Here is a 21,312-nt window from a genome sequence, read left to right on the forward strand (position 1 = left end):
AAATGAAACAATACCTGGTACTGTGTGCTATCACACTACTGGTTACACTACAAACAACGGCACAAAAACTAACCGGCACCATTCGCGATACGGCAAAAACAGCGGTACCCATGCTCCGTATCTACCTGGCCGGCACGCAAAAACATGCGCTCTCCGGCTCCGACGGCTCTTTCAGTATCAATAACATAAAACCCGGCAGCTATACACTCATCGCTACCGGTATCGGTTACACCACCCTGGAACAACCGGTTATTATTGCCGATAGCATAACTACGCTGGCACTCACCATACAACCGTCGGACGTTGGACTGAACGAGATTGTTGTAACCGCCAGCCGTAACAAGGAAACGCTGGGTACCGTCCCTTCTTCCATCACCATTATCAACGGTAAACAACTACGGGAACAAAGCGCTATCACCACCGATATCAATCAACTCCTGAGTATGAACGTACCCGGTCTTACACTGGGCACCAATACTTCTACCAATAAAGGCCAAACCCTGCGCGGCCGCGGTATGCTCATCATGATCGACGGTATTCCGCAATCCACCCCGCTGCGTAACGGCGACAAAGACATGCGCAGCATCGATGTTTCCGTCATTGAAAGAGTGGAAGTCATCAAAGGATCTACCGCAATCTATGGCAACGGCGCCGATGGCGGCATTATCAACTTTATCACCATCAAAGCCAATCCCAATAAACGTTTTAGCGGGAGTACCGATATCAGCACCGGTGGCTCCCTGACCAATACCGCCAACAGCCTCGGCGCACGTGTCACGCAACAGTTCAGCGGCCGGCTAAACCAGTTTGATTATGTGGTGAGCGGTACCTACGAACAAACCGGCGTCAACAAAGATGCTAAAGGCCAGGTTATTGCCCCTTTCCAATCACTCAGCCAGAACGACAACGTAAACCTGTTTGCCAAACTGGGCTATAACTTCAATCAGCACAACCGCCTGGAAGTGATGTATAACTACTACCGTACTATGCAGAACAGCACCTACGTTGACTCCGGCGGCAAATTCGGACAAAGGCCTATCATAGGCATAGTAGGCAGCAGTCCGGGAGATAAACAAGGTACGCCCTATAACCACAACGCCTATGTGAATTTCACCAGCAGCAATATCTTCCGGAACACTTCACTCAATGTAAATCTTTACTACCAGGACTTCTACACGGTATTTGAATATTCCGACTTTTACGCGCCGCCGGGCAACTCCGCCATCGCCTCCAAAAAAATGGGCGCCCGCGTGAATTTCAATACGCTGTTTAATTTTCATCCTAATCTCCACGGCGATGTTACCTGGGGCATCGATATCCTGAACGACAAAACCGCACAGCCACTGACAGATGGCCGTCCTTTTGTTCCCGAGATGAATATGAAAAACCTGGCGCCTTATGCACAACTGAAAACATACCTTTTCAGAGACTTCCTGGTAAAAGCCGGTCTGCGTTACGAAAACATCCGGCTGGATATCCCTGATTATACTACCATCAAATTCGGTAACTATGCCGGCGGGGTATTCGTCAAAGGCGGCAACCTGCCTTACGAAGCGCTGGTATTTAATGCAGGGCTGCGTTATACCCGTTTCCCTGCCTTCAACCCTTTTGTCAGCTATTCCCAGAGCTTCTCCCTGTATGACCTGGGCCGTACCCTGCGATTGGCCAAAGCTGTCGGCAACGGCGCTACCAGCATCAATACCATCGAAACCAAAGCCATCATTACCAACAACTATGAGGCGGGTTTCAATAGCAACATCGGTAAGTTTAATGCCGCCGGTTCCTACTTCATCAGCACCTCCAGCCTGGGTACCAGTCTCAAAGACGTCAACGGCGTGGCTGTACCGGAAAGAGCGCCGGAAAGAGTGCAGGGTTTTGAACTCACCGCCGGTTATCAGTTCCTGCCTAATCTGGCTGCCAGTGCAGCTTACACACATGTGGAAGGTAAAAAGGATGTGAATGGCGGAAAAACCTGGTTGCCGACTACCCGCATCACGCCGGATAAAATGACGGTCAATGTAAATTACTCCCCGCTTAAACAATGGGACCTGGGCGTGTATTACATCTACTCCGGGGTACGTAAACGCTTTGATCCCAATCCTGCTACCAAAGAGTACGACCTGGGTAACGGACCGGTGGGCGATTTCTCGCTGGTGAACCTGTATACTGCCTACCGCTTCAATACCGCCACTTCTATCCGCCTGGGTGTCGATAACCTGTTGAATGCTGATTATTACCCGGTAATGTCGCAGGCAAGAGTGAGAACAGATTCCTATATCAAAGGCAGCGGCGCCAGGTTTAACCTTGGCTTCCGGTATAACTTCTAACGCATATTTCTTCCAAATAAAAAAGGGAAAGGCGCGAAATTCGCGCCTTTCCCTTTTTATAGATTTTATCTGTTGTCAGATTATTTCAGGTGTTCTTCTACGGAAGTATCATAGATCAGCTTCCAGTCGTGTACTTTACCCCAGTCTTCACCGCCAACTTTTACATGATCGCCGGTTACAACGCCCAGTTTCTCGTGACGTACGGAAACATCGGTTGCGTCTACCAGGCCATGCATCAGTGCTTCGAACTTCTCTTTGTCTTCCGGTTTAATGGTTACCACTACACGGCTTTGGCTTTCACCGAACAGGTAGGCGTCTTTACGGAATTTATCGTTCAGGTGCAGTTCAAAGCCCAGACCTCTTGGCATAGCGCTTTCGATCATGGTAATGAACAGGCCACCTTCGCTGACATCGTGTGCGGACTGGATCAGGCCGGCTTTGTTCAGTTTGGTGATGGCCTGCTGCAGCTGGAGTTCTTCTTCCAGGTTGAAGTGCGGAGCAGGGCTGTATTCGATACCGATGATTTTGTGCAGGTATTCGGAGCTGTTGATATCATTACGGCTACGGCCAATCAGGTAAACCAGGTCACCCGCTTGTTTGAAGTCGAGCGTAATACGCTGATTCAGGTTATCCAGCAGTCCCACCATACCGATGGTTGGCGTAGGATATACTGCGCCATCAGGAGACTGGTTATAGAAGCTCACGTTACCGCCGGTTACAGGGGTATTGAACTTGCGGCAGGCTTCGCCCATACCTTGTACAGCATGTACGAACTGGTAATAAACTTCCGGATCGTAAGGGTTACCGAAGTTGAGGCAGTTGGTGATCGCCAGTGGTTCGCCGCCGGAGCAAACGATGTTACGGGCAGCTTCAGCTACTGCGATCTGGCCACCTTTATGCGGGTCGGCAAATACATAGCGGCTGTTACAGTCGGTAGTCATCGCCAGTGCTTTTTTGGTACCTTTTACCAGTACGATAGGCGCGTCGCTTGGTGCGTTGGTAGAGGTGTTGGCAGTACCCACCATGCTGTCGTACTGGTTATAGATCCAGCGTTTGGAAGCGATATTGGGCAGTGCGATGAGCCTTTCCGCCACGAAGCGGGGATGTTCTGTATCGTTGACGTTCTGGATATCGAACGCTTTAATTTTCTGGAAGTAGGCAGGTTCAGTATAAGCGCGGTGATATTGAGGAGCGCCGCCGCCCAGCACGAGGCTTTCAGCAGGTACGTCCGCTTCCAGTTCACCGTTCATATAGAACTTCAGGTTGGTATCTTTAGTTACTTCACCGATCTGAACGCAGTGCAGGTCCCATTTTTCGAAGATATCGAGGATAGGTTTTTCCTGGCCTTTTTTCACTACGATGAGCATACGTTCCTGGCTTTCGCTCAGCAGCATTTCCCAGCCTTTCATATTTTCCTGGCGGGTAGGTACTTTATCGAGCCAGATGTTCATGCCATGTTCGCCTTTAGCGCTCATTTCAGCAGTAGAGCAGGTGATACCGGCAGCGCCCATATCCTGCATACCGATGATGGCATTGGTTTTAATGATTTCGAGGCAGGCTTCCAGCAGTTTCTTTTCCTGGAAGGGGTCTCCCACCTGTACAGCAGGCAGATCTTCCGCGCTGTCTTCCGTGATGTTGGCAGAAGCGAAAGAAGCGCCGCCGATACCGTCTTTACCGGTAGCGGAACCTACGATGAAAACAGGGTTGCCTTCACCGTGGGAAGTAGCGGAAACAGTCTGGCCCACCTTTACGATACCCACGCTCATGGCGTTTACCAGCGGATTGGTACCGTAGCAGTCTTCAAAATAAGTTTCACCGCCTACGGTAGGAACACCGAAGCAGTTACCATAGTGACCGATACCGTGAACGATACCTTTTACCAGGTGCTGTGTTTTTTTATCATTGATATTACCGAAGCGCAGAGAGTTCAGTGCCGCAATAGGGCGGGCGCCCATAGTGAAAATATCGCGGTGGATGCCACCTACGCCGGTAGCTGCGCCCTGGAAGGGCTCAATGGCGGAAGGGTGGTTATGGGATTCTATTTTAAATACAACTGCGTATCCATCACCGATATCTACCAGACCGGCGTTTTCCTCACCAGCTTTAACGAGGAGGCGTTCCCCTTCACGTGGTAAGGATTTCAGCCAAACGATTGAGTTTTTGTAAGAGCAATGCTCACTCCACATTACGGAGTACATACTCAATTCGGTAAAGTTGGGAGTACGCCCTAAGATAGACACAATTCGTTCAAACTCGTCAGCAGTAAGGCCCAGCTGTTCAGCAATTTCTACGGTGGTTTGCATGTAGTTTAAGTATAAAAAAACGAGTAATTAAAAAGAAGATGCAAACCTACAAGATTTTAGGACAAATGCCAAGAATGCGGGGGATAAAGGGCTTAAAAACGAGGTATATGGAGCTGATGGGAACATATCAATTCCGGCCGGGTCCGTTTATTTCATATTATGAATTTTTTAATTTATCAGTTTTATACCTTAGCAACCTCTTTTTTTTATTGATTTGTTAAAAAAATAGCCTTTACAAACCCAGAAATGTAATTTTTTAGTTAAACTGAACAATTTATTTGCATTTACAACGAGTCTTGTGTTTTTTTGTGTAAAATTATTACAGCATGCAATCGTTACGTTTCACCGCGCTGGAAGGATTAGCTGGCGTAGACACTACTCTCCCCGAGCACAACGGTAAAATCACTGAAGTATTCGGCAGCAATGTTTTTACCGGAAGAATTGTAAGGGAATACCTGAGTGACGAGGCTTATAAAAGCCTGATGAACTCCATTAAGAACGGCACTAAGCTGGAGCGCAAAATGGCGGAGCAAATCGCTTCCGGCATGAAAGCCTGGGCCATGAAAAAAGGTGTTACCCACTACACTCACTGGTTTCAGCCATTAACCGGCACCACCGCCGAAAAGCACGACTCCTTCTTCACCCTGAAAGGTGACGGATCTGCGCTGGAAACTTTCGACGGCGACGCGCTGGTTCAACAGGAGCCGGATGCCTCCAGCTTCCCTAATGGTGGTTTGAGAGCGACCTTTGAAGCCCGCGGTTACACCGCCTGGGACCCTTCCTCTCCTGCCTTTATCCTGGAACAGGGTTACGGTAAAACCCTCTGTATCCCGACTATCTTCGTTTCCTACACCGGCGAATCACTGGATTACAAAGCGCCGCTGCTGAAAGCACTGGCAGCGATCGATAAAGCCGCTGTAGACGTATGTAACTACTTCGATAAAAATATTACCAAAGTAACCCCTACCCTCGGTTGGGAACAGGAATACTTCCTGGTAGATGAAAACCTGGCAAATGCCCGTCCTGACCTGCTCATGACTGGCCGTACCGTGGTAGGTCACGCACCTTCCAAAGGTCAGCAGCTGGAAGACCACTACTTCGGTTCCATTCCTGAGCGTATCTATGCTTACATGCGCGACTTCGAGGAAGAATCCTACAAACTGGGTATTCCTTTAAGAACCCGTCACAATGAGGTGGCTCCTTCCCAGTTCGAGTGCGCTCCTATCTTTGAAGAAGTGAACATCGCGGTGGACCACAACTCCCTGCTGATGGACATCATGAATAAAGTGGCCAAACGCCACAAACTGAAAGTGTTGCTGCACGAAAAACCATTCGCCGGCATCAACGGTTCCGGTAAACACAACAACTGGAGCATGGCTACCGACACCGGCGTTAACCTGCTGGCTCCCGGTAAAACGCCGAAGACCAACCTGATGTTCCTCACTTTCTTTGTGAATACCATCAAAGCGGTACACGACTACGCCGACCTGCTGAGAGCTGCGATCGCATCTGCCAGCAACGACTTCCGTCTGGGTGCCAACGAAGCGCCTCCGGCTATCATCTCCGTTTTCTCCGGTAAATATCTCTACGATGTATTACAGGAAGTAAAATCCCGCGTAAGCAACAAATTTGACGAACAAGACGAGGCTATCCTCAAACTGGACCTCCACCGTCATATTCCTGAGCTGATGCTGGACAATACCGACCGTAACCGTACCTCTCCGTTTGCGTTCACCGGTAACAAGTTCGAGTTCCGCGCTGTAGGTTCTACCGCTAACTGTGCTTCTGCCATGACCGTACTCAACAGTATCGTGGCTAAAACCCTGACCGACTTTAAAGTGGAAGTAGACGCCCTGATCGAAAAAGGTGAGAAAAAAGAGATTGCCATCATGCAAACTCTTCGGAAATATATTGTAGATTCGGAAAAAATATTGTTCGAAGGCGACGGATACAGCGAAGAATGGGAAAAAGAAGCTGAAAGAAGAGGTTTACAGAACATCAAAACCACGCCTAAAGCGCTGGATGCGATGATCACACCTAAAGCCTCCCAACTGTATACCGAAATTGGCGTTTATACAGAAAAAGAATTACACGCCCGCCACGAGATCCTGCTGGAAGATTACGTGAAGAAAGTTCAGATCGAAGCCCGTGTAATCGGAGACCTGGCCACCAACACTATTTTACCCGCTGCTATCAGCTACCTGAATGACCTGATCAGCAATATCCGCGGACTGAAAGAAATTGGTATGGGCGATGCTTCCTACAAAGCACAAACACAAATCGCTGCTAAAATATCTGAACACATCAATGTGATCAGTGAAAATGTTCAGGCCATGATCGAGCAACGGAAAGTGACCAACAAGTTGACCGACAGCCGCCAAAAAGCGATAGAATATTGCGAAAAAATTAAACCGTACTTCGATGTTATCCGCTACCACTCCGATAAACTGGAGTTCCTGGTAGATGATAAAAGATGGGCACTGCCTAAGTACAGAGAACTGCTTTTCTTGCGATAAAACCGTAAGATTGTTTTGGTGTATGATTAGCCCCGGATTTTTATCCGGGGCTTTGTTTTTTCAGGATTTCTGTGTAAATTAAAAATATATCCCTAACCGTTACCCCTACGTTCCTTTTAACCCGTACATCCCTGCCGGTAAGGCATTTTTCACCTTCAATCAATATACCCATGAAAAAAAATCCATGTGGCCTGCTGTACTGTGCCCTCATTGCCACCATGTTGCTAACGGCCTGCCTTAAATCAGGCGACCCGATTGTACTCCCTCCCTTACCTTCACCGGCCCGAATCGTTCAGATTAACGATAAACACGATTCATACCCCGATTCATTCCGGGTTTATTATGACAGCCACGGATATCCGGAACGGATCGTTCCCAGCGTAGTCTCCACCGGCAAACCCATGTGGCTCTTCAGATACGACCAGCAGCACCGCCTGGTGGCCAGAATCGGGGCCTATGACTCGGAGCTCAGCTCCTATGAAATGGCCTATCGTTATATCTATGACCAGGCCGGCCGCGTCAGTAGCGACTCCCAGTACATTATGGGAACCTATGATACCATCAATACGCCTGCACGTATTCACGACCAGCCGTTCCGGTGTACCAACTACCATTACGATCACCTCAACCGGATCAGCCAGGCGGTCACCACGGAATTGATGATCAGTAGCCCGCGCTATCGGTTCACGACCAATTACTACTACAACACTGCCGGCAATGCAACGAAAATTGAACGTATCCGTAAAGAGATCAGCCTGCCAGACTCTCTTTGCGCTCCCTACTGCGCTCCTCCCGATACACTGACCTTTTACTATACGTTCGACAACAAAACTGATTTCCACAACCTGCATCCGGTATGGCAACTGACTGATAAAAACTATAATAAAAACAACGCCTACCAGGTGCTCAGCTACGATGCAAACGGGCTGCCCACAGAGTTTTTGCCAGAGCCGCCATTCCTCCAAACCTATATGCTGGGCATTTATATGTCCAGGGTGGCCATTCAATACCAATACCTCCCTTAAAACAAAAGAGCTCCGGAGACGATCTCCGGAGCTCTTTTAATAAAGTGCACTTTCTTACACCAGTTTGAAGGTTTCGGTGAACTTGGTCGTAAAGTTACCCTTACGGAAGTCTTCATTACGCATCAGCTGCTGATGGAAAGGAATAGTTGTTTTAACGCCTTCAATCACGAACTCGCTCAGTGCGCGCTCCATGGTGTTGATAGCTTCCTCACGGGTTTGCGCCATGGTAATAATTTTAGCCACCATGGAATCGTAATACGGAGGAATCACATAACCGGCATAGATGTGGGAATCCACGCGTACGCCGTGGCCACCCGGGATATGCAGGGTAGTGATTTTGCCCGGAGAAGGACGGAAATCGTTGTACGGATCTTCTGCGTTGATACGGCACTCGATAGCATGCATCTGTGGCGTATAGTTTTTACCGGAGATAGGAATGCCGGCAGCGATCTTGATTTGTTCCTTTACCAGGTCAAAGTTGATCACCTCTTCTGTCACACCGTGTTCCACCTGGATACGGGTGTTCATTTCCATGAAGTAGAAGTTGCGGTGTTTATCTACCAGGAACTCGATAGTACCCACGCTTTCGTAGTTAATGGCGCTGGCAGCCTTGATAGCCGCTTCACCCATTTTTTCACGCAGTTCCGGTGTCATAAAAGGAGAAGGAGATTCCTCTACCAGCTTCTGGTGACGGCGCTGGATAGAGCAGTCCCTTTCAGACAGGTGGCATACTTTGCCATATTGGTCGCCTGCAACCTGGATTTCAATGTGACGGGGTTCTTCCACAAATTTCTCCATGTAGATACCATCGTTATTGAAAGCAGCGCGGGCTTCGTTTTTAGCCATATTGTAGGCATTCTCCAGTTCGCTCTCGTCCCAAACTACACGCATACCTTTACCACCACCGCCGGCAGTAGCTTTCAGGATAACAGGGAGACCCATATTTTTAGCGAGTACTTTGGCTTCTTCAACGCTCTGGAGCAGGCCTTCAGATCCCGGAATAACAGGTACACCGGCAGCAACCATGGTTTCTTTCGCTGTCATCTTATCACCCATTTTACGGATCATGTCCGGAGTGGGGCCGATGAATTTGATACCATGCTCACCGCAGATCTCAGCGAAACGCGCATTTTCCGCCAGAAAGCCGTAGCCCGGGTGGATAGCGTCTGCATTGGTGATCTCGGCGGCAGCCATGAGGTGAGGGATGTTCAGGTAAGATTCGCTGCTCTGCGGTTTACCAATACACACAGCTTCATCCGCAAACTTCACATGCAGGCTGTCTTTATCTGCAGTAGAATAAACTGCTACCGTTTTGATACCCATTTCCTTACAGGTACGGATAATCCGAAGGGCAATCTCGCCACGGTTGGCAATCAATATTTTTTTAAACATTGTTTTCCTTATAAGTTAATATAATAGCTAAGCAGCATTCAGCCATTAGATCTTAGTAGTTAGCCTTTAACCCTTCAAAAAATACTGTTAAGGCTAAAGGCTAACTACCAGGCGCTAATGGCTGTTTATTACGGTTCTACTAAAAACAAAGGTTGATCGTATTCTACCGGAGTAGCGTCGTCAACAAGAACTTTGACGATCTTACCGCTAACTTCACTTTCGATTTCGTTGAATAACTTCATCGCTTCAATGATGCATACTACCTTACCGGCAGTTACTTCATCGCCTACATTGATGAATGGAGCTTTATCAGGTCCGGCAGAGCGGTAGAAGGTACCGATCATCGGAGATTTGATAGTGATCAGGTTATCTGCTTTAGGAGCAGAAGGCGCAGCAGCGGGCGCTGTTGCGGCTGCGGGTGCCGGTGTAGCTGCCGGAGCTGCAGCTACTACCGTCTGAATAGGCGCTGCGGCCGCAGGAACAGTGATTACCTGTTGTACCTCGTTGTCTTTCTGTTTTATTGTAATCTTGAACTTGTCCTGCTCAATGCTCAGTTCACTGATATTTGATTTGTTAATCATTTTTACCAGTTCCTGAATCTGTTTAAAGTCCATGTAGACAGTTTTTGGTTTATAATTTATGAACGTATATGGTCCTTTACCGGACAACCGGGGCCGCCTTGAGGGCAGCCCGCTATCCAATAAATAATTTCAGAAAATGAATTATGCTTTTACTCTCTCGATGTATTCACCGGTTTTGGTATTCACACGGATTTGTTCTCCCTCGTCCACAAACAGCGGCACCATTACGGTAGCGCCTGTCTCTACAGTAGCAGGTTTTAAAGTACGGGTTGCGGTGTCACCTTTTACACCCGGTTCGGAATAAGTGACGGTTACCACAATCTTGTCAGGCAGTTCTACCGACATGTATTGTTCGGTTTCAGTATTGATCTGAACAGCTACTTCCTGTCCTTCTTTCAGAAACTGAGGCGCGTCGATAGACTGTTCAGGCATAGCGATCTGCTCAAAAGTTTCGTTGTCCATGAAGTTATAACCGGTGTCATCCTTATATAAATACTGGAATGCTTTTTTCTCGATGCGAACCGGGAAAATGGTATCACCAGAGTTCCAGGTATGCTCTATAGAACGGCTATTGTCAACGCCCTTCAATTTAGCCCAAACTTTTGCTGCAGCACGGGCGGTTTTGTTTTGACCAAACTCTACAACAGAATACAAACTGTTATCCAGCTTGATGATTAATCCTGTTCTGATATCTGCGGTGGTAGCCATAAATTAGGTTACTGATTTTAAGTTAAAAATTTATACGGATTGCAAAAGTAGAAATTTTTGCATATGAACGAACAACTAATTCCTAAAATTAGGCAGATTCGTCTCTTTTCGGCTCAATTTTCGTCTTTTTTCTCCAATAAATGACATTAAAGGCCTAAATTGAATTTTAAAACAAGCAAATTTACACCAGTATGCGTAAGCTTTTATTATTTGTATTGTGTTGTGTACCAATGTTCCTGAAGGCTCAAAGTACTACCCCCACCAAACCTGCTTACCTGCAGTATCCGATCGTACCTGCCTTTCCCCTCACCCTGCCGGATGGCCACACCATTACCAAAAATGACCTCCGCAAGAATGAAAAAGTGATGATGTTCGTTTTCAGTGTAGATTGTGACCACTGTAAACACCTGACGGAAGAAGTGCTGAAAAACATCGATAAATTCAAAAAGACCCAGATCCTGATGGTAACACCCTTCAAGGTAGAGCAAATGAAGGAATATTATGATCATTATAATATCAAAAACTACCCCAATATTATTATGGCCAGCGAACCTACCCGGCAGATCATGTACTTCTATGACCTCCACTACTTCCCCGGCCTCTATTTGTATGATAAAAAACAACAGTTTATCAAAGGATTCGAAGGCACGGTAAAACTGGATTCCCTGGTGCATTACCTGAAGTAAATAGTGTCTGTGCGGCCGCCGGATCTGATCCCGAATCATTACATTTGTTTATTATAATCATTCTTCACTTTTAAAGCTAACGACAAGATGAAAGTTACAGTAGTAGGAGCTGGAAATGTGGGCGCGACCTGCGCCAATGTGCTGGCCCATAGAGATTTTCTGCAGGAAGTGGTTTTATTGGATATTAAAGAAGGAACAGCTGAAGGAAAGGCGCTGGACACTTGGCAACAGGCACCCATTGATTATTACAGTACCAAAGTGACAGGCGTCACCAATGACTATGCTAAAACAGCCAACAGCGACGTGGTAGTGATCACATCCGGGCTTCCCCGCAAACCCGGTATGAGCCGCGATGACCTGATTTCTACCAACGCCAACATTGTGAAGTCAGTTACCGAAAATATTACCAAACACTCTCCGGACGCGATTATCATTGTTGTCAGCAATCCGCTGGACGTCATGACATACTGCGCTTACCTGACGGCGAAGAAAGACAGCTCCAAAGTATTCGGTATGGCCGGTATCCTCGATACTGCCCGCTACCGCGCTTTCCTGGCAGATGAAATCGGATGTTCCCCTAAAGATATTCAGGCCATCCTGATGGGCGGCCATGGCGATACCATGGTGCCACTCCCCCGCTATACCACCGTAGGCGGTATCCCGGTAACAGAACTGGTGGCCGCCGATAAACTCGAGGCTATCATCCAACGCACCAAAGTGGGTGGTGGCGAAATCGTGAACCTGCTGGGCACTTCTGCCTGGTACGCTCCCGGCGCAGCAGCAGCCCAAATGGTAGAAGCGATCGTTAAAAACGAAAAACGCATCTTCCCTGTGTGCGCATGGCTCACCGGTGAATATGGCCTGAAAGACATCTACCTCGGCGTTCCCGTAGTACTGGGTAAAAACGGTATCGAAAAAATACTGGAACTGCAACTCAATGCCGACGAAAAAGCACTGCTCAATACTTCTGCCCAACACGTGAAAGAAGTAATGGACGTTTTGGATAAAATGCAGTCTGCTACTGCTTAAACCTGTATCCCAACACATAACGGATTACAGCAACCGAATTTTTTTCGCTGCTGTAATCCGTTGTTATTTTATAAATCCACGGGAAAAATACCGGCATCTCCCCTCATGCTAATGTTAACTAGTGTTAAAAAAGATTCGTAATTTTGATTACAAGCCTGCGTAAACTGGTATAAATGAAATACTTCCAAATCTAAAACGGGCACCATTTCGCTAACTCATAGCAACAGCGTATGTCAAATCTCGAAAAGCTCATCACACAAAAAAATTTCGGCGATGAATATCAGCGGGGACTCGTGAGCCTCATCTTTGTGGGTAACTGGATCGCCTCCCGCCATCAGCAGTTTTTCAAACGTTATGACATCACCATGCAGCAGTATAATATACTGCGCATCCTTCGCGGACAACACCCCAAAGCAGCCAGTATCAACGTACTCAAGGACCGTATGCTCGACAAAATGAGCGATGTGTCCCGCCTCGTGGAAAGGCTCCGCAAAACAGACCTGGTGGAACGTAAAAGCTGTGAATTGGACAGAAGAGCGGTAGACGTGAAAATTACCATCAAAGGCATGGAACTACTCAGCGCCATCGACGCGGAACTCTCCCAGTTAAATGACATCTTCAAAGCACTCAACGAAAAGGAAATCAGCCAGCTGAATAAACTGCTGGACAAAATGCTGGAAGCCTACCACTAAAGCTCTTCCAGGTAGTTCAGGTCTTTCCCGAACGTTTCCTCAATATTCCAGGCTGCTACCATGGCAGCACCAATGCATACTACCGCTACCACCGCACCGCTTTGCAGAAAGGTGAAATAGCGCTGCACCTGTACAAACAACAGGGATATCAGCGGCAACATACCCCGTGCAAAATTGGGCACCGTAGTGGCCACGGTTGCCCGTAAATTGGTACCAAAACTTTCGGCTGCAATAGTCACAAAAATGGCCCAGAAACCAACGCTGAAACCGAGGATAAAACATACCGTGTAAAATACCCAGACAGGGGCGCCGAACATATTCAGGTAAACGGCCACCATGGCGCCTGTCAGCACCAGGAATAACAACATTACCTTACGCCTGCTTTGCCATAACTGGCTCATAAAACCGGATGAAAAATCACCCAAGACAAGCCCTGCATAAGTGAAAGCCACTGCATCACCCGGACTGATAGCACCGGCAACATTCATTTCTTTCGCAAACTTATTGGAAAAAGCAATCAGGATTCCTACCACAAACCAGGTAGGCGCACCCAACAGAATACATTTCAGATACTTCAGAAACCGCTCCTTACTGGTAAACAATGCCAGGAAACTCCCCCTCGTAGTAGCAGATGTCCTGACGGCATTAAACATATGCGATTCCATTACACTCACCCGTAATACCAGTAAACAAAGGCCCAGCCCGCCACCGATAAAATAACAGATACGCCAGTCGCCCACCAGTTTTGCGATCAGATTGGCGGCGACAGCGCCCGAAACCCCCACAGTAGCCACAATCATGGTACCATAGCCTCTTTTTTCTTTCGGCAGAATTTCCGACACCAGCGTAATACCCGCTCCCAGTTCACCTGCCAGACCAAAGCCGGCAACAAAACGCCATAACACATATCCGTTGATACCGTGTACAAAACCATTGGCAATATTGGCGACGGAGTAAATAAGAATAGACCCGAACAATACGCTTAAACGTCCTTTTTTGTCGCCGATAATACCCCATACAATGCCGCCTATCAACAAGCCGAGCATCTGGATATTAATCAACAGCAGACCGGCGCCGGCGTCAATTTCGTTTTGCGGCAATCCCAGCTCTTTCAGGCTGGGTACCCGTACAATCGTAAATAACAGCAAATCGTAGATATCTACGAAATAACCCAGTGATGCAACGATCACTGCAATGTTAAAGATAGAAGCAGAGCGGCTATCAGTTTTCATGTGGAATTGGTTGATAAAATCAATAACAGTTAAAATAAAAAAAGGGCTGCAAATGAGCCCTTTTTTAAAAAATATTATAAAGTAGTATCGGATGCTTTGCCAACCTCTGACTGGTCATGCTCCGGATGATGTTTCACTTTTCCGGAGAGCAGTTTAATAATTACCGGTAGTGTCGTAATCAGGATGATCACCAGGATAATCAGTTCGAGGTGATTTTTAAGATTCGGGAAAAATTTGTCCAGGTAATGACCGGCCAGCATCATGGAGAATACCCAGGAGAAGGAACCGATCACGTTAAACAGCATGAATTTCTTTTTGTCCATGTCTACCACGCCGGCCACAATAGGGGCAAACGTACGGATGATGGGCAGGAAACGGGCCAGGAAGATAGCGCCGCCACCGTATTTCACAAAGAAATCATGTGCCTGGTGTAAATGTTTTTTCTTGAAGAAAAAGGTATCTTTTTTCTTAAATAACAGCGGGCCGGATTTTTTACCAAACCAGAAGCCTACCATGTTACCTAATACGCCGGCAATAGCAATCAGCAGCATCACTACAAAAAACGGCATGTCAAAGAAACTCTTACAGAGGTCTTCACTGTAAATACCTGCCACAAAGAGCAGGGAATCGCCGGGGAGGAAGAAGCCAATAAATAAACCGGTTTCCGCAAAAATAATCGCCAGTAACAGGTACAGGCCACCATGTTCAATAATCCACGAGGGGTTAATGAGGTGTTTAAAAAACTCTAAAATCTGGTCCATGCTAAATAATTCTGTTCAGAATCGGTAAAATAAGAATAAAACTGTTATCTATTTGTTAACTAAAAGTTCCGCGTCATCGCCATCTCCCAGCTTATTCTCCCATTTAGATACCACCGCAGTAGCCATTGCATTACCGATTACGTTGGTAGCAGAACGGCCCATATCCAGCAGGTGATCCACTCCCAGCAGCAGTAAGAGGCCCGCTTCCGGAATGTGGAACATGGACAGGGTACCGGCAATTACCACGAGGGAGGCTCTCGGTACACCGGCAATACCCTTACTGGTGATCATCAATACCAACAGCATGGTAATCTGTTGTTCAATGCTCAGCGGCATCTCATAAGCCTGTGCAATAAACAGGCTCGCGAATGTCATATACATCATAGAGCCATCCAGGTTAAAGGAATAGCCCAGGGGTAATACAAAACTTACAATACGGTTGTCGCAGCCGAACTTCTCCAGCTCCGCCATGGTACGCGGATAAGCCGCTTCACTGCTGGCAGTACCGAAAGCCAGTAACAACGGATCTTTAATACCGGCCAGCAGGCGGAATACCCGTTTGCCCAGTATTAGCCATCCTACCAATCCGATCACGATCCATAGACTGAACAAGCCGGCATAAAACTGAATAATAAATTTACCATACACGATCAGCACCGAAAGCCCTTTGGTAGCGATAATAGCAGCCATGGCGCCAAATACCGCGAAAGGGGCGAAGTTCATCACAAAGCCGGTCACTTTCAGCATGATATGCGCCACGCTATCCATCAGCTTAACCACCGGCTGCGCTTTTTCACCGATAGCAGCAGCAGCCACGCCAAAGAAGATAGCGAATATCACAATTTGCAGGATTTCGTTTCTGGCCATCGCATCTATCACACTATCAGGCACCACGTGATGGAAAAAGCCTCTCAGGGTCATATCTGCCTTGGCAATGCCGGTACTGGCGTGTGTATCCGGCAGCGGCAACTTCAGCGATACGCCGGGTTGCATAATATTCACCAGTATCAGACCCAGGAACAATGATACAAAGGTTGCACTGATAAACCACAGCATGGTTTTACCACCTACACGGCCTACCGCTTTGATATCACCCATTTTAGCCACGCCTACTACCAGGGTGGAAAACACCAGCGGGGCGATGATCATTTTTACCAGTCGCAGGAAAATATCTGTCAGGATAGAGATCCGGTCCGCAAATACTTCCGGAGGAGTCAGGGGAGCCTTTGCGGCAGCTGTGGCGGCAGTTTTTACCACCTCACCGGCAGGGGCGCCATAAGCTAACCAAACACCATAACCGGTAGCGATACCTACCACCATGGCAATAAAAATGAACAGCGTAAGCTTATTGGATGATTTCTTCATGCAACGCCAGGATTTTTTCTTCTTTAAAAAATTTAATAATTGTTGTAACCGGAAAATTTCCCAAAAATAAGGTTCTGCCGGTACAAATAAGCGTTTCCGGGCAAAATAAAAGTATCCTGTATAGATTTTAGATATTATATTTGACGGATCGACATACAACACAACAGAACTAAACTACCTTAAAACATCAACCACAACTTTTCTTTTGTATGGGTCTTTTATTTTCCAGAACCAAGTCTTTAAGTCAGCTCATGAACGAAGCGAGCGAGTCAGAGAAAGGACTGAAACGATCTCTATCGGCTACTAACCTGGTGGCTTTGGGTATCGGCGCTATCATCGGCGCAGGTCTGTTTTCCCTGACTGGTCTGGCAGCAGCCAACAATGCCGGTCCCGCTGTTACTATCTCCTTCCTCGTAGGCGCCATTGGTTGCGCTTTTGCAGGTTTATGCTATGCCGAATTTGCCTCCATGATTCCTATTGCCGGTAGCGCCTATACTTACTCCTATGCTACCATGGGAGAATTCATGGCCTGGATCATCGGATGGGACCTGGTGCTGGAATACGCACTAGGCGCGGCTACCGTAGCCATCAGCTGGTCGCAGTACCTGGTAAAATTCCTGCATCATTTTAACATACATCTGCCGGCACAGTTAACGGCCTCGCCATTTGAAACCGTTACCCTGGTAGATGGTACCGCCGTACATGGCTGGCTCAACTTCCCTGCGATCATTATCGTAGGCGCCCTGTCCATGCTGCTGATCCGCGGTACCCGCGAATCCGCTTTCACCAATGCCTTGCTGGTAGCGCTGAAAGTAACGGTAGTACTGGTATTCATCGCAGTAGGATGGAACCACGTAAATCCTTCCAACTATACGCCTTATATCCCGGAAAATGAAGGCTTTGGCCATTTCGGTATCTCTGGCGTATTACGCGGTGCTGCCGTGGTATTCTTTGCGTTCATTGGTTTTGATGCGGTATCTACTGCTGCACAGGAAGCCAAAAAACCGCAGAAAGACATGCCTATCGGTATCCTTGGTTCCCTCGTTATCTGCACCATACTGTACGTATTGTTTGCCCACGTAATGACCGGCCTCGCCAACTATAAAGAATTTAAAGACAGCGCCGCACCGGTAGCCATCGCTATTGCAAAAACACCTTATGGCTGGCTGCAACAGGCTATTATCCTCGCTATCCTGGCTGGTTACACTTCCGTAATCCTGGTAATGCTCATGGGGCAGTCCCGCGTGTTTTACTCCATGTCCAAAGACGGCCTGCTGCCTAAAACCTTTTCTGAAGTACATCCGAAATACCGCACACCGTATAAATCCAACCTGCTGTTCATGGTGTTTGTGAGCCTGTTCTCCGCGTTCGTACCGGTACACGTAGTGGGTGAAATGGTGAGCATCGGTACCCTCTTCGCATTCGTGCTGGTTTGCATAGGTATCATGATTATGCGTAAGAAAAACCCGGATGCACCCAGACCATTCAAAACACCGCTGGTGCCTTTTGTACCGATCATGGGCATTATCATCTGTATCGTGATGATGGGCGCCCTGCCCTGGGATACCTGGTTACGACTGGCTATCTGGATGGGCCTCGGTTTAGTGATCTACTTTACCTACAGCAAGAAAAACAGTATCATCGGCCGTAACGAACAGCAAAAGCTGTAATCCGGTGATTACTGCATCATATTCGTCACCACCGCCCGGGCATCGCCTGGGCGGTTTTTCGTTACAAAGAGGCTCCATTTTAGCAGAAAGTTCTCTAAATTTGCATCTTTATTAGCCTTTTGAGGTACATACCTCCAATTGTTATCATTCACAAATAATTAATTTATAACCCATTATGGGAAGGATATTTGAAGTAAGAAAGTCAACCATGTTTGCCCGCTGGGACAGGATGGCTAAAGCATTCACAAGAGTCGGTAAAGAAATCGCTATCGCAGTAAAAAACGGTGGCCCCGACCCCGATAATAACCCTGCACTGCGCCGTTGTATACTCAACGCGAAAAGCGCCAACATGCCGAAAGACCGTGTGGAAGCCGCTATCAAACGTGCCATGGGTAAAGACAAGACTGATTACGAAGAAGTGGTATACGAAGGTTACGCTCCTCACGGTGTAGCGGTGATGATCGATACTGCTACTGATAATACCACCCGTACCGTGGCTAACCTGCGTATGCATTTTACCAAAGGCGGCGGCGCGCTGGGTAACAGCGGCTCCGTAGGTTTCCTGTTCAACCGCGTAGGTGAGTTCAAAGTAAAAAATGCAGGCCAGGACCTGGAAGAACTGGAGTTGGAACTGATTGATTTCGGTCTGGAAGAAATCGGGGAAGACAGCGAAGGCAATATCATTATCCGCGCTGCTTTCAACGAATTTGGCAATATGGCCAAAGCGCTGGAAGACAAAGGGCTGGAAGTGATCAGCTCTGAGCTGAAACGTATTCCTACTACTACCGTAGAACTGAATGAAGAGCAGGCCAAGGAAGTATTGGAACTGGTAGATCGCCTGGAGCAGGACGATGACGTACAGCAGGTATTCTACAATCTGAAATAAACGATTTCCCATAAAAAAACGTCCCGGTATACACCGGGACGTTTTTATTTCAGGTTTAAAAAACAATCAGGCTTAAGCCTTTTCAATGATGTGGGTACGGTCCATCTCATTAATGACCAGCATCAACCCCTTTCCATGAAAGGTGTCTATCCGGATAGATGGGTCCATTGCAATATGCCGGCGTAAGCGGCTCAGGTAAACATCCATTACCCGTTGTGCCAGGTAACCGTCTGCCCCCCAAACACTCGCCAGGATATGCTCCCGTTTGAGTTTTTTATTAGAGTTTTCGCAGAGATAGCGCAGTAATTCCGCCTCCTTGGGAGCGATCCGCACATGATTCTCCACCTCATTGTCTTTATGCCGCAGCTGAAGCTGGGAATAATCGAAAACAAGGTTACCAACGGTATAGACAATCCGCTTCTCACTCCGAAGCAGACGGCTGCGTTTAATGTACACTTTGATACGGCTGATCAGCTCATCCGTATTAAAAGGCTTTACCAGGTAATCATCCGCCCCGATATCAAACCCCTGCAACCTGTCCTGTTCCATGTAACGGGAAGACGTGAACACGATGGGAATATTAAAATCCATCGCCCGTATTTCCCCTGCCAGCGTAAAACCATCTTTCCTGGGCATCACCACGTCCAGGATGCATAAATCAAAAATTGTTTCCTGGAATTTCTCCCAACCGGCCTGTCCGTCGATGGCATGCGTTACTTCAAAATTGGCACGCTCCAGCTGACGCTTGAGCACTTTGGCAAAAAATTCATCGTCCTCTACTAAAAGAATACGTGATTTCATATTTCGGTTGAATTTTGAAGGTGACTTCCTGAATTTAGTGACTTCCCCCTTCATAAAAACGCGGTCGACCCGGGAAGGTACCGCCCCGTTTTTATATATTTTAAATCTATAAGGGTAAAATATACGTTTTCAAAATTATACTAAAACCGGTGACCATTCTATTCAGTTTATGGGGGATGTTCAGTTTATTCATTCATCAGACAAAAATTAATAGTTATTTATAAGAGATTCTACTTAAAAATACAAACACATGATAAAAATATTAAAATAATATTTTATTGTATTTTATTGATAGTATTTTGTCGTTCGCCATGCAGATATTTTTCAACATTCTCTACTGCCACCCGCATTAACCGGCTTCTGGCTGCCTGTGTGGCCCAGGCGATATGCGGGGTAATGATAGTACCCGGCGCCGTTGTCAGCGGATGGTCCGCCGCCGGCGGCTCCGTGGAAAGTACATCCAGCCCTGCTCCCGCTATTATGCCTTCCCTTAGCGCCTCCGCCAGATCAGCCTCCTGTATGAGCGGCCCACGGCTGGTATTGACTAAAAAAGCTGTTTTTTTCATCGTGTGCAATAAAGCTGCATTCACAAACTCCCTGTTTTCCTGGTTCAACGGACAATGCAGTGATACGATGTCTGCCTCCCGGAAACAGGTGGCCAGGTCCACAAAAGTTACCCCCTCCATCTTGTCCCGCTCCGGATGCTTATGATAAGCGATCACTTTCATGCCGAAGGCCAGCGCTATTTTTGCTACCGCCTGCCCTATCTGACCCAGCCCAACAATACCCAGGGTAAGGCCCTCCAGTTCGGTCAGTGGTGTTTTCCAATAGCTAAAATCCTTGCTGGCAGCCCATTCTCCGGCTCTCACACTATCGGCATGCATTCCGGTGTGATGACACCATTCCAATATTAAGGCAAAGGTAAGCTGCGCCACTGAAGCAGTACTGTAAGCGGGAACATTGGTAACAGGTATTTTCCGGGCCGTAGCGGCCGGAATATCGACTACGTTATAGCCTGTAGCCATTACCCCGATATATTCCAAAAAAGGCAGGTTTTTGATCGTTTCCGCGCTTACAATAGCCTTGTTGGTCAGCAGGATATGGGCGTCTTTTGCCCGTTCGGCTACCTGGCCGGCCGGCGTACGGTCGTAGATAGTCACGTTCCCCAAAGCCTTCAACGGCGCCCAGTCCAGATCTCCCGGGTTTAAAGCATATCCGTCCAATACAACTATGTTTTTCATATATTTTTGTTTGTTCGTTAAATATACATGATGAATTAAATAATTATTAACTCAATCCGCTGCCAGGCTGTAGTTTGAAAAAATACCACACCTTTGC

At 47.4% G+C, this 21,312-nt stretch carries 17 protein-coding genes; 8 read left to right on the forward strand and 9 right to left on the reverse strand.

Features of this window, described 5'->3' with window-relative positions:
* Nucleotides 1-2: 2 nt before the first annotated feature.
* Nucleotides 3-2,327, forward strand: a complete 2,325-nt coding sequence (locus ICL07_RS29835; RefSeq protein WP_188091731.1) for a TonB-dependent receptor — start codon at nucleotides 3-5, stop codon at nucleotides 2,325-2,327.
* Between the two features lie 80 nt (nucleotides 2,328-2,407).
* Here the strand turns inward: ICL07_RS29835 and purL are convergent, their stop codons facing one another.
* Nucleotides 2,408-4,630 carry a phosphoribosylformylglycinamidine synthase subunit PurL gene (gene purL, locus ICL07_RS29840; RefSeq protein WP_188091732.1) on the reverse strand — a complete coding sequence of 741 codons (2,223 nt, stop codon included), beginning with the start codon at nucleotides 4,628-4,630 and terminating at the stop codon, nucleotides 2,408-2,410.
* Nucleotides 4,631-4,956: 326 nt separating this feature from the next.
* Between purL and ICL07_RS29845 the strand changes: the two genes are divergently transcribed.
* Both ICL07_RS29845 and ICL07_RS29850 read left to right on the forward strand, forming a co-directional pair.
* The gene (locus ICL07_RS29845; RefSeq protein WP_188091733.1) at nucleotides 4,957-7,146 is read left to right on the forward strand and encodes a glutamine synthetase III family protein; all 2,190 of its coding nucleotides are present in this window, start codon (nucleotides 4,957-4,959) and stop codon (nucleotides 7,144-7,146) included.
* Between the two features lie 170 nt (nucleotides 7,147-7,316).
* Nucleotides 7,317-8,171: a hypothetical protein gene (locus ICL07_RS29850; RefSeq protein WP_188091734.1), complete on the forward strand. Its 855-nt coding sequence runs from the start codon at nucleotides 7,317-7,319 to the stop codon at nucleotides 8,169-8,171.
* Between the two features lie 54 nt (nucleotides 8,172-8,225).
* Here the strand turns inward: ICL07_RS29850 and accC are convergent, their stop codons facing one another.
* The 3 genes from accC to efp all read right to left on the reverse strand — a co-directional run bounded on the left by accC (nucleotide 8,226) and on the right by efp (nucleotide 10,852).
* Nucleotides 8,226-9,563: an acetyl-CoA carboxylase biotin carboxylase subunit gene (gene accC, locus ICL07_RS29855; protein ID WP_188091735.1), complete on the reverse strand. Its 1,338-nt coding sequence runs from the start codon at nucleotides 9,561-9,563 to the stop codon at nucleotides 8,226-8,228.
* A gap of 128 nt (nucleotides 9,564-9,691) precedes the next feature.
* On the reverse strand, nucleotides 9,692-10,177 hold the full coding sequence (gene accB / locus ICL07_RS29860; RefSeq protein WP_188091736.1) for an acetyl-CoA carboxylase biotin carboxyl carrier protein: 486 nt from the start codon (nucleotides 10,175-10,177) through the stop codon (nucleotides 9,692-9,694).
* Between the two features lie 108 nt (nucleotides 10,178-10,285).
* Nucleotides 10,286-10,852, reverse strand: a complete 567-nt coding sequence (gene efp / locus ICL07_RS29865; RefSeq protein WP_188091737.1) for an elongation factor P — start codon at nucleotides 10,850-10,852, stop codon at nucleotides 10,286-10,288.
* Between the two features lie 191 nt (nucleotides 10,853-11,043).
* Here efp and ICL07_RS29870 point away from each other — a divergent pair, with 191 nt between their 5' ends.
* The 3 genes from ICL07_RS29870 to ICL07_RS29880 all read left to right on the forward strand — a co-directional run bounded on the left by ICL07_RS29870 (nucleotide 11,044) and on the right by ICL07_RS29880 (nucleotide 13,259).
* Nucleotides 11,044-11,538 (forward strand): peroxiredoxin family protein, encoded by a 495-nt coding sequence (locus tag ICL07_RS29870; RefSeq protein WP_188091738.1) that lies wholly within the window; start codon nucleotides 11,044-11,046, stop codon nucleotides 11,536-11,538.
* 87 nt (nucleotides 11,539-11,625) lie between these two features.
* The gene (gene mdh / locus ICL07_RS29875; protein WP_188091739.1) at nucleotides 11,626-12,567 is read left to right on the forward strand and encodes a malate dehydrogenase; all 942 of its coding nucleotides are present in this window, start codon (nucleotides 11,626-11,628) and stop codon (nucleotides 12,565-12,567) included.
* Nucleotides 12,568-12,797: 230 nt separating this feature from the next.
* Nucleotides 12,798-13,259, forward strand: coding sequence for a MarR family winged helix-turn-helix transcriptional regulator (locus tag ICL07_RS29880; RefSeq protein ID WP_188091740.1), 462 nt, complete (start codon nucleotides 12,798-12,800; stop codon nucleotides 13,257-13,259).
* Here ICL07_RS29880 and ICL07_RS29885 read toward each other — a convergent pair.
* The 3 genes from ICL07_RS29885 to ICL07_RS29895 all read right to left on the reverse strand — a co-directional run bounded on the left by ICL07_RS29885 (nucleotide 13,256) and on the right by ICL07_RS29895 (nucleotide 16,617).
* Entirely contained in the window at nucleotides 13,256-14,491 is a 1,236-nt protein-coding gene (locus ICL07_RS29885; protein ID WP_188091741.1) for an MFS transporter, read from the reverse strand. The two genes, ICL07_RS29880 and ICL07_RS29885, sit on opposite strands and share 4 nt — an antisense overlap.
* Before the next feature lie 74 nt (nucleotides 14,492-14,565).
* Nucleotides 14,566-15,252 (reverse strand): DedA family protein, encoded by a 687-nt coding sequence (locus ICL07_RS29890; protein WP_188091742.1) that lies wholly within the window; start codon nucleotides 15,250-15,252, stop codon nucleotides 14,566-14,568.
* 48 nt (nucleotides 15,253-15,300) lie between these two features.
* The gene (locus tag ICL07_RS29895; protein ID WP_188091743.1) at nucleotides 15,301-16,617 is read right to left on the reverse strand and encodes a dicarboxylate/amino acid:cation symporter; all 1,317 of its coding nucleotides are present in this window, start codon (nucleotides 16,615-16,617) and stop codon (nucleotides 15,301-15,303) included.
* A gap of 251 nt (nucleotides 16,618-16,868) precedes the next feature.
* On the opposite strand from ICL07_RS29895, the gene ICL07_RS29900 reads away from it, so the two are divergent.
* Together ICL07_RS29900 and ICL07_RS29905 are read left to right on the forward strand one after the other, a co-directional pair.
* Nucleotides 16,869-18,287: an amino acid permease gene (locus tag ICL07_RS29900; RefSeq protein WP_223152145.1), complete on the forward strand. Its 1,419-nt coding sequence runs from the start codon at nucleotides 16,869-16,871 to the stop codon at nucleotides 18,285-18,287.
* 175 nt (nucleotides 18,288-18,462) lie between these two features.
* Complete coding sequence (locus ICL07_RS29905) at nucleotides 18,463-19,173, forward strand: YebC/PmpR family DNA-binding transcriptional regulator (RefSeq protein WP_188091745.1); 711 nt, start codon at nucleotides 18,463-18,465, stop codon at nucleotides 19,171-19,173.
* Nucleotides 19,174-19,245: 72 nt separating this feature from the next.
* On the opposite strand, the gene ICL07_RS29910 is transcribed toward ICL07_RS29905, so the two are convergent.
* On the reverse strand, nucleotides 19,246-19,974 hold the full coding sequence (locus ICL07_RS29910; RefSeq protein WP_188091746.1) for a response regulator transcription factor: 729 nt from the start codon (nucleotides 19,972-19,974) through the stop codon (nucleotides 19,246-19,248).
* 275 nt (nucleotides 19,975-20,249) lie between these two features.
* Nucleotides 20,250-21,215, reverse strand: a complete 966-nt coding sequence (locus ICL07_RS29915) for a D-2-hydroxyacid dehydrogenase (protein ID WP_188091747.1) — start codon at nucleotides 21,213-21,215, stop codon at nucleotides 20,250-20,252.
* Between the last annotated feature and the right edge of the window lie 97 nt (nucleotides 21,216-21,312).

Source organism: Chitinophaga qingshengii (assembly GCF_014529935.1).
Taxonomy (GTDB): domain Bacteria; phylum Bacteroidota; class Bacteroidia; order Chitinophagales; family Chitinophagaceae; genus Chitinophaga; species Chitinophaga qingshengii.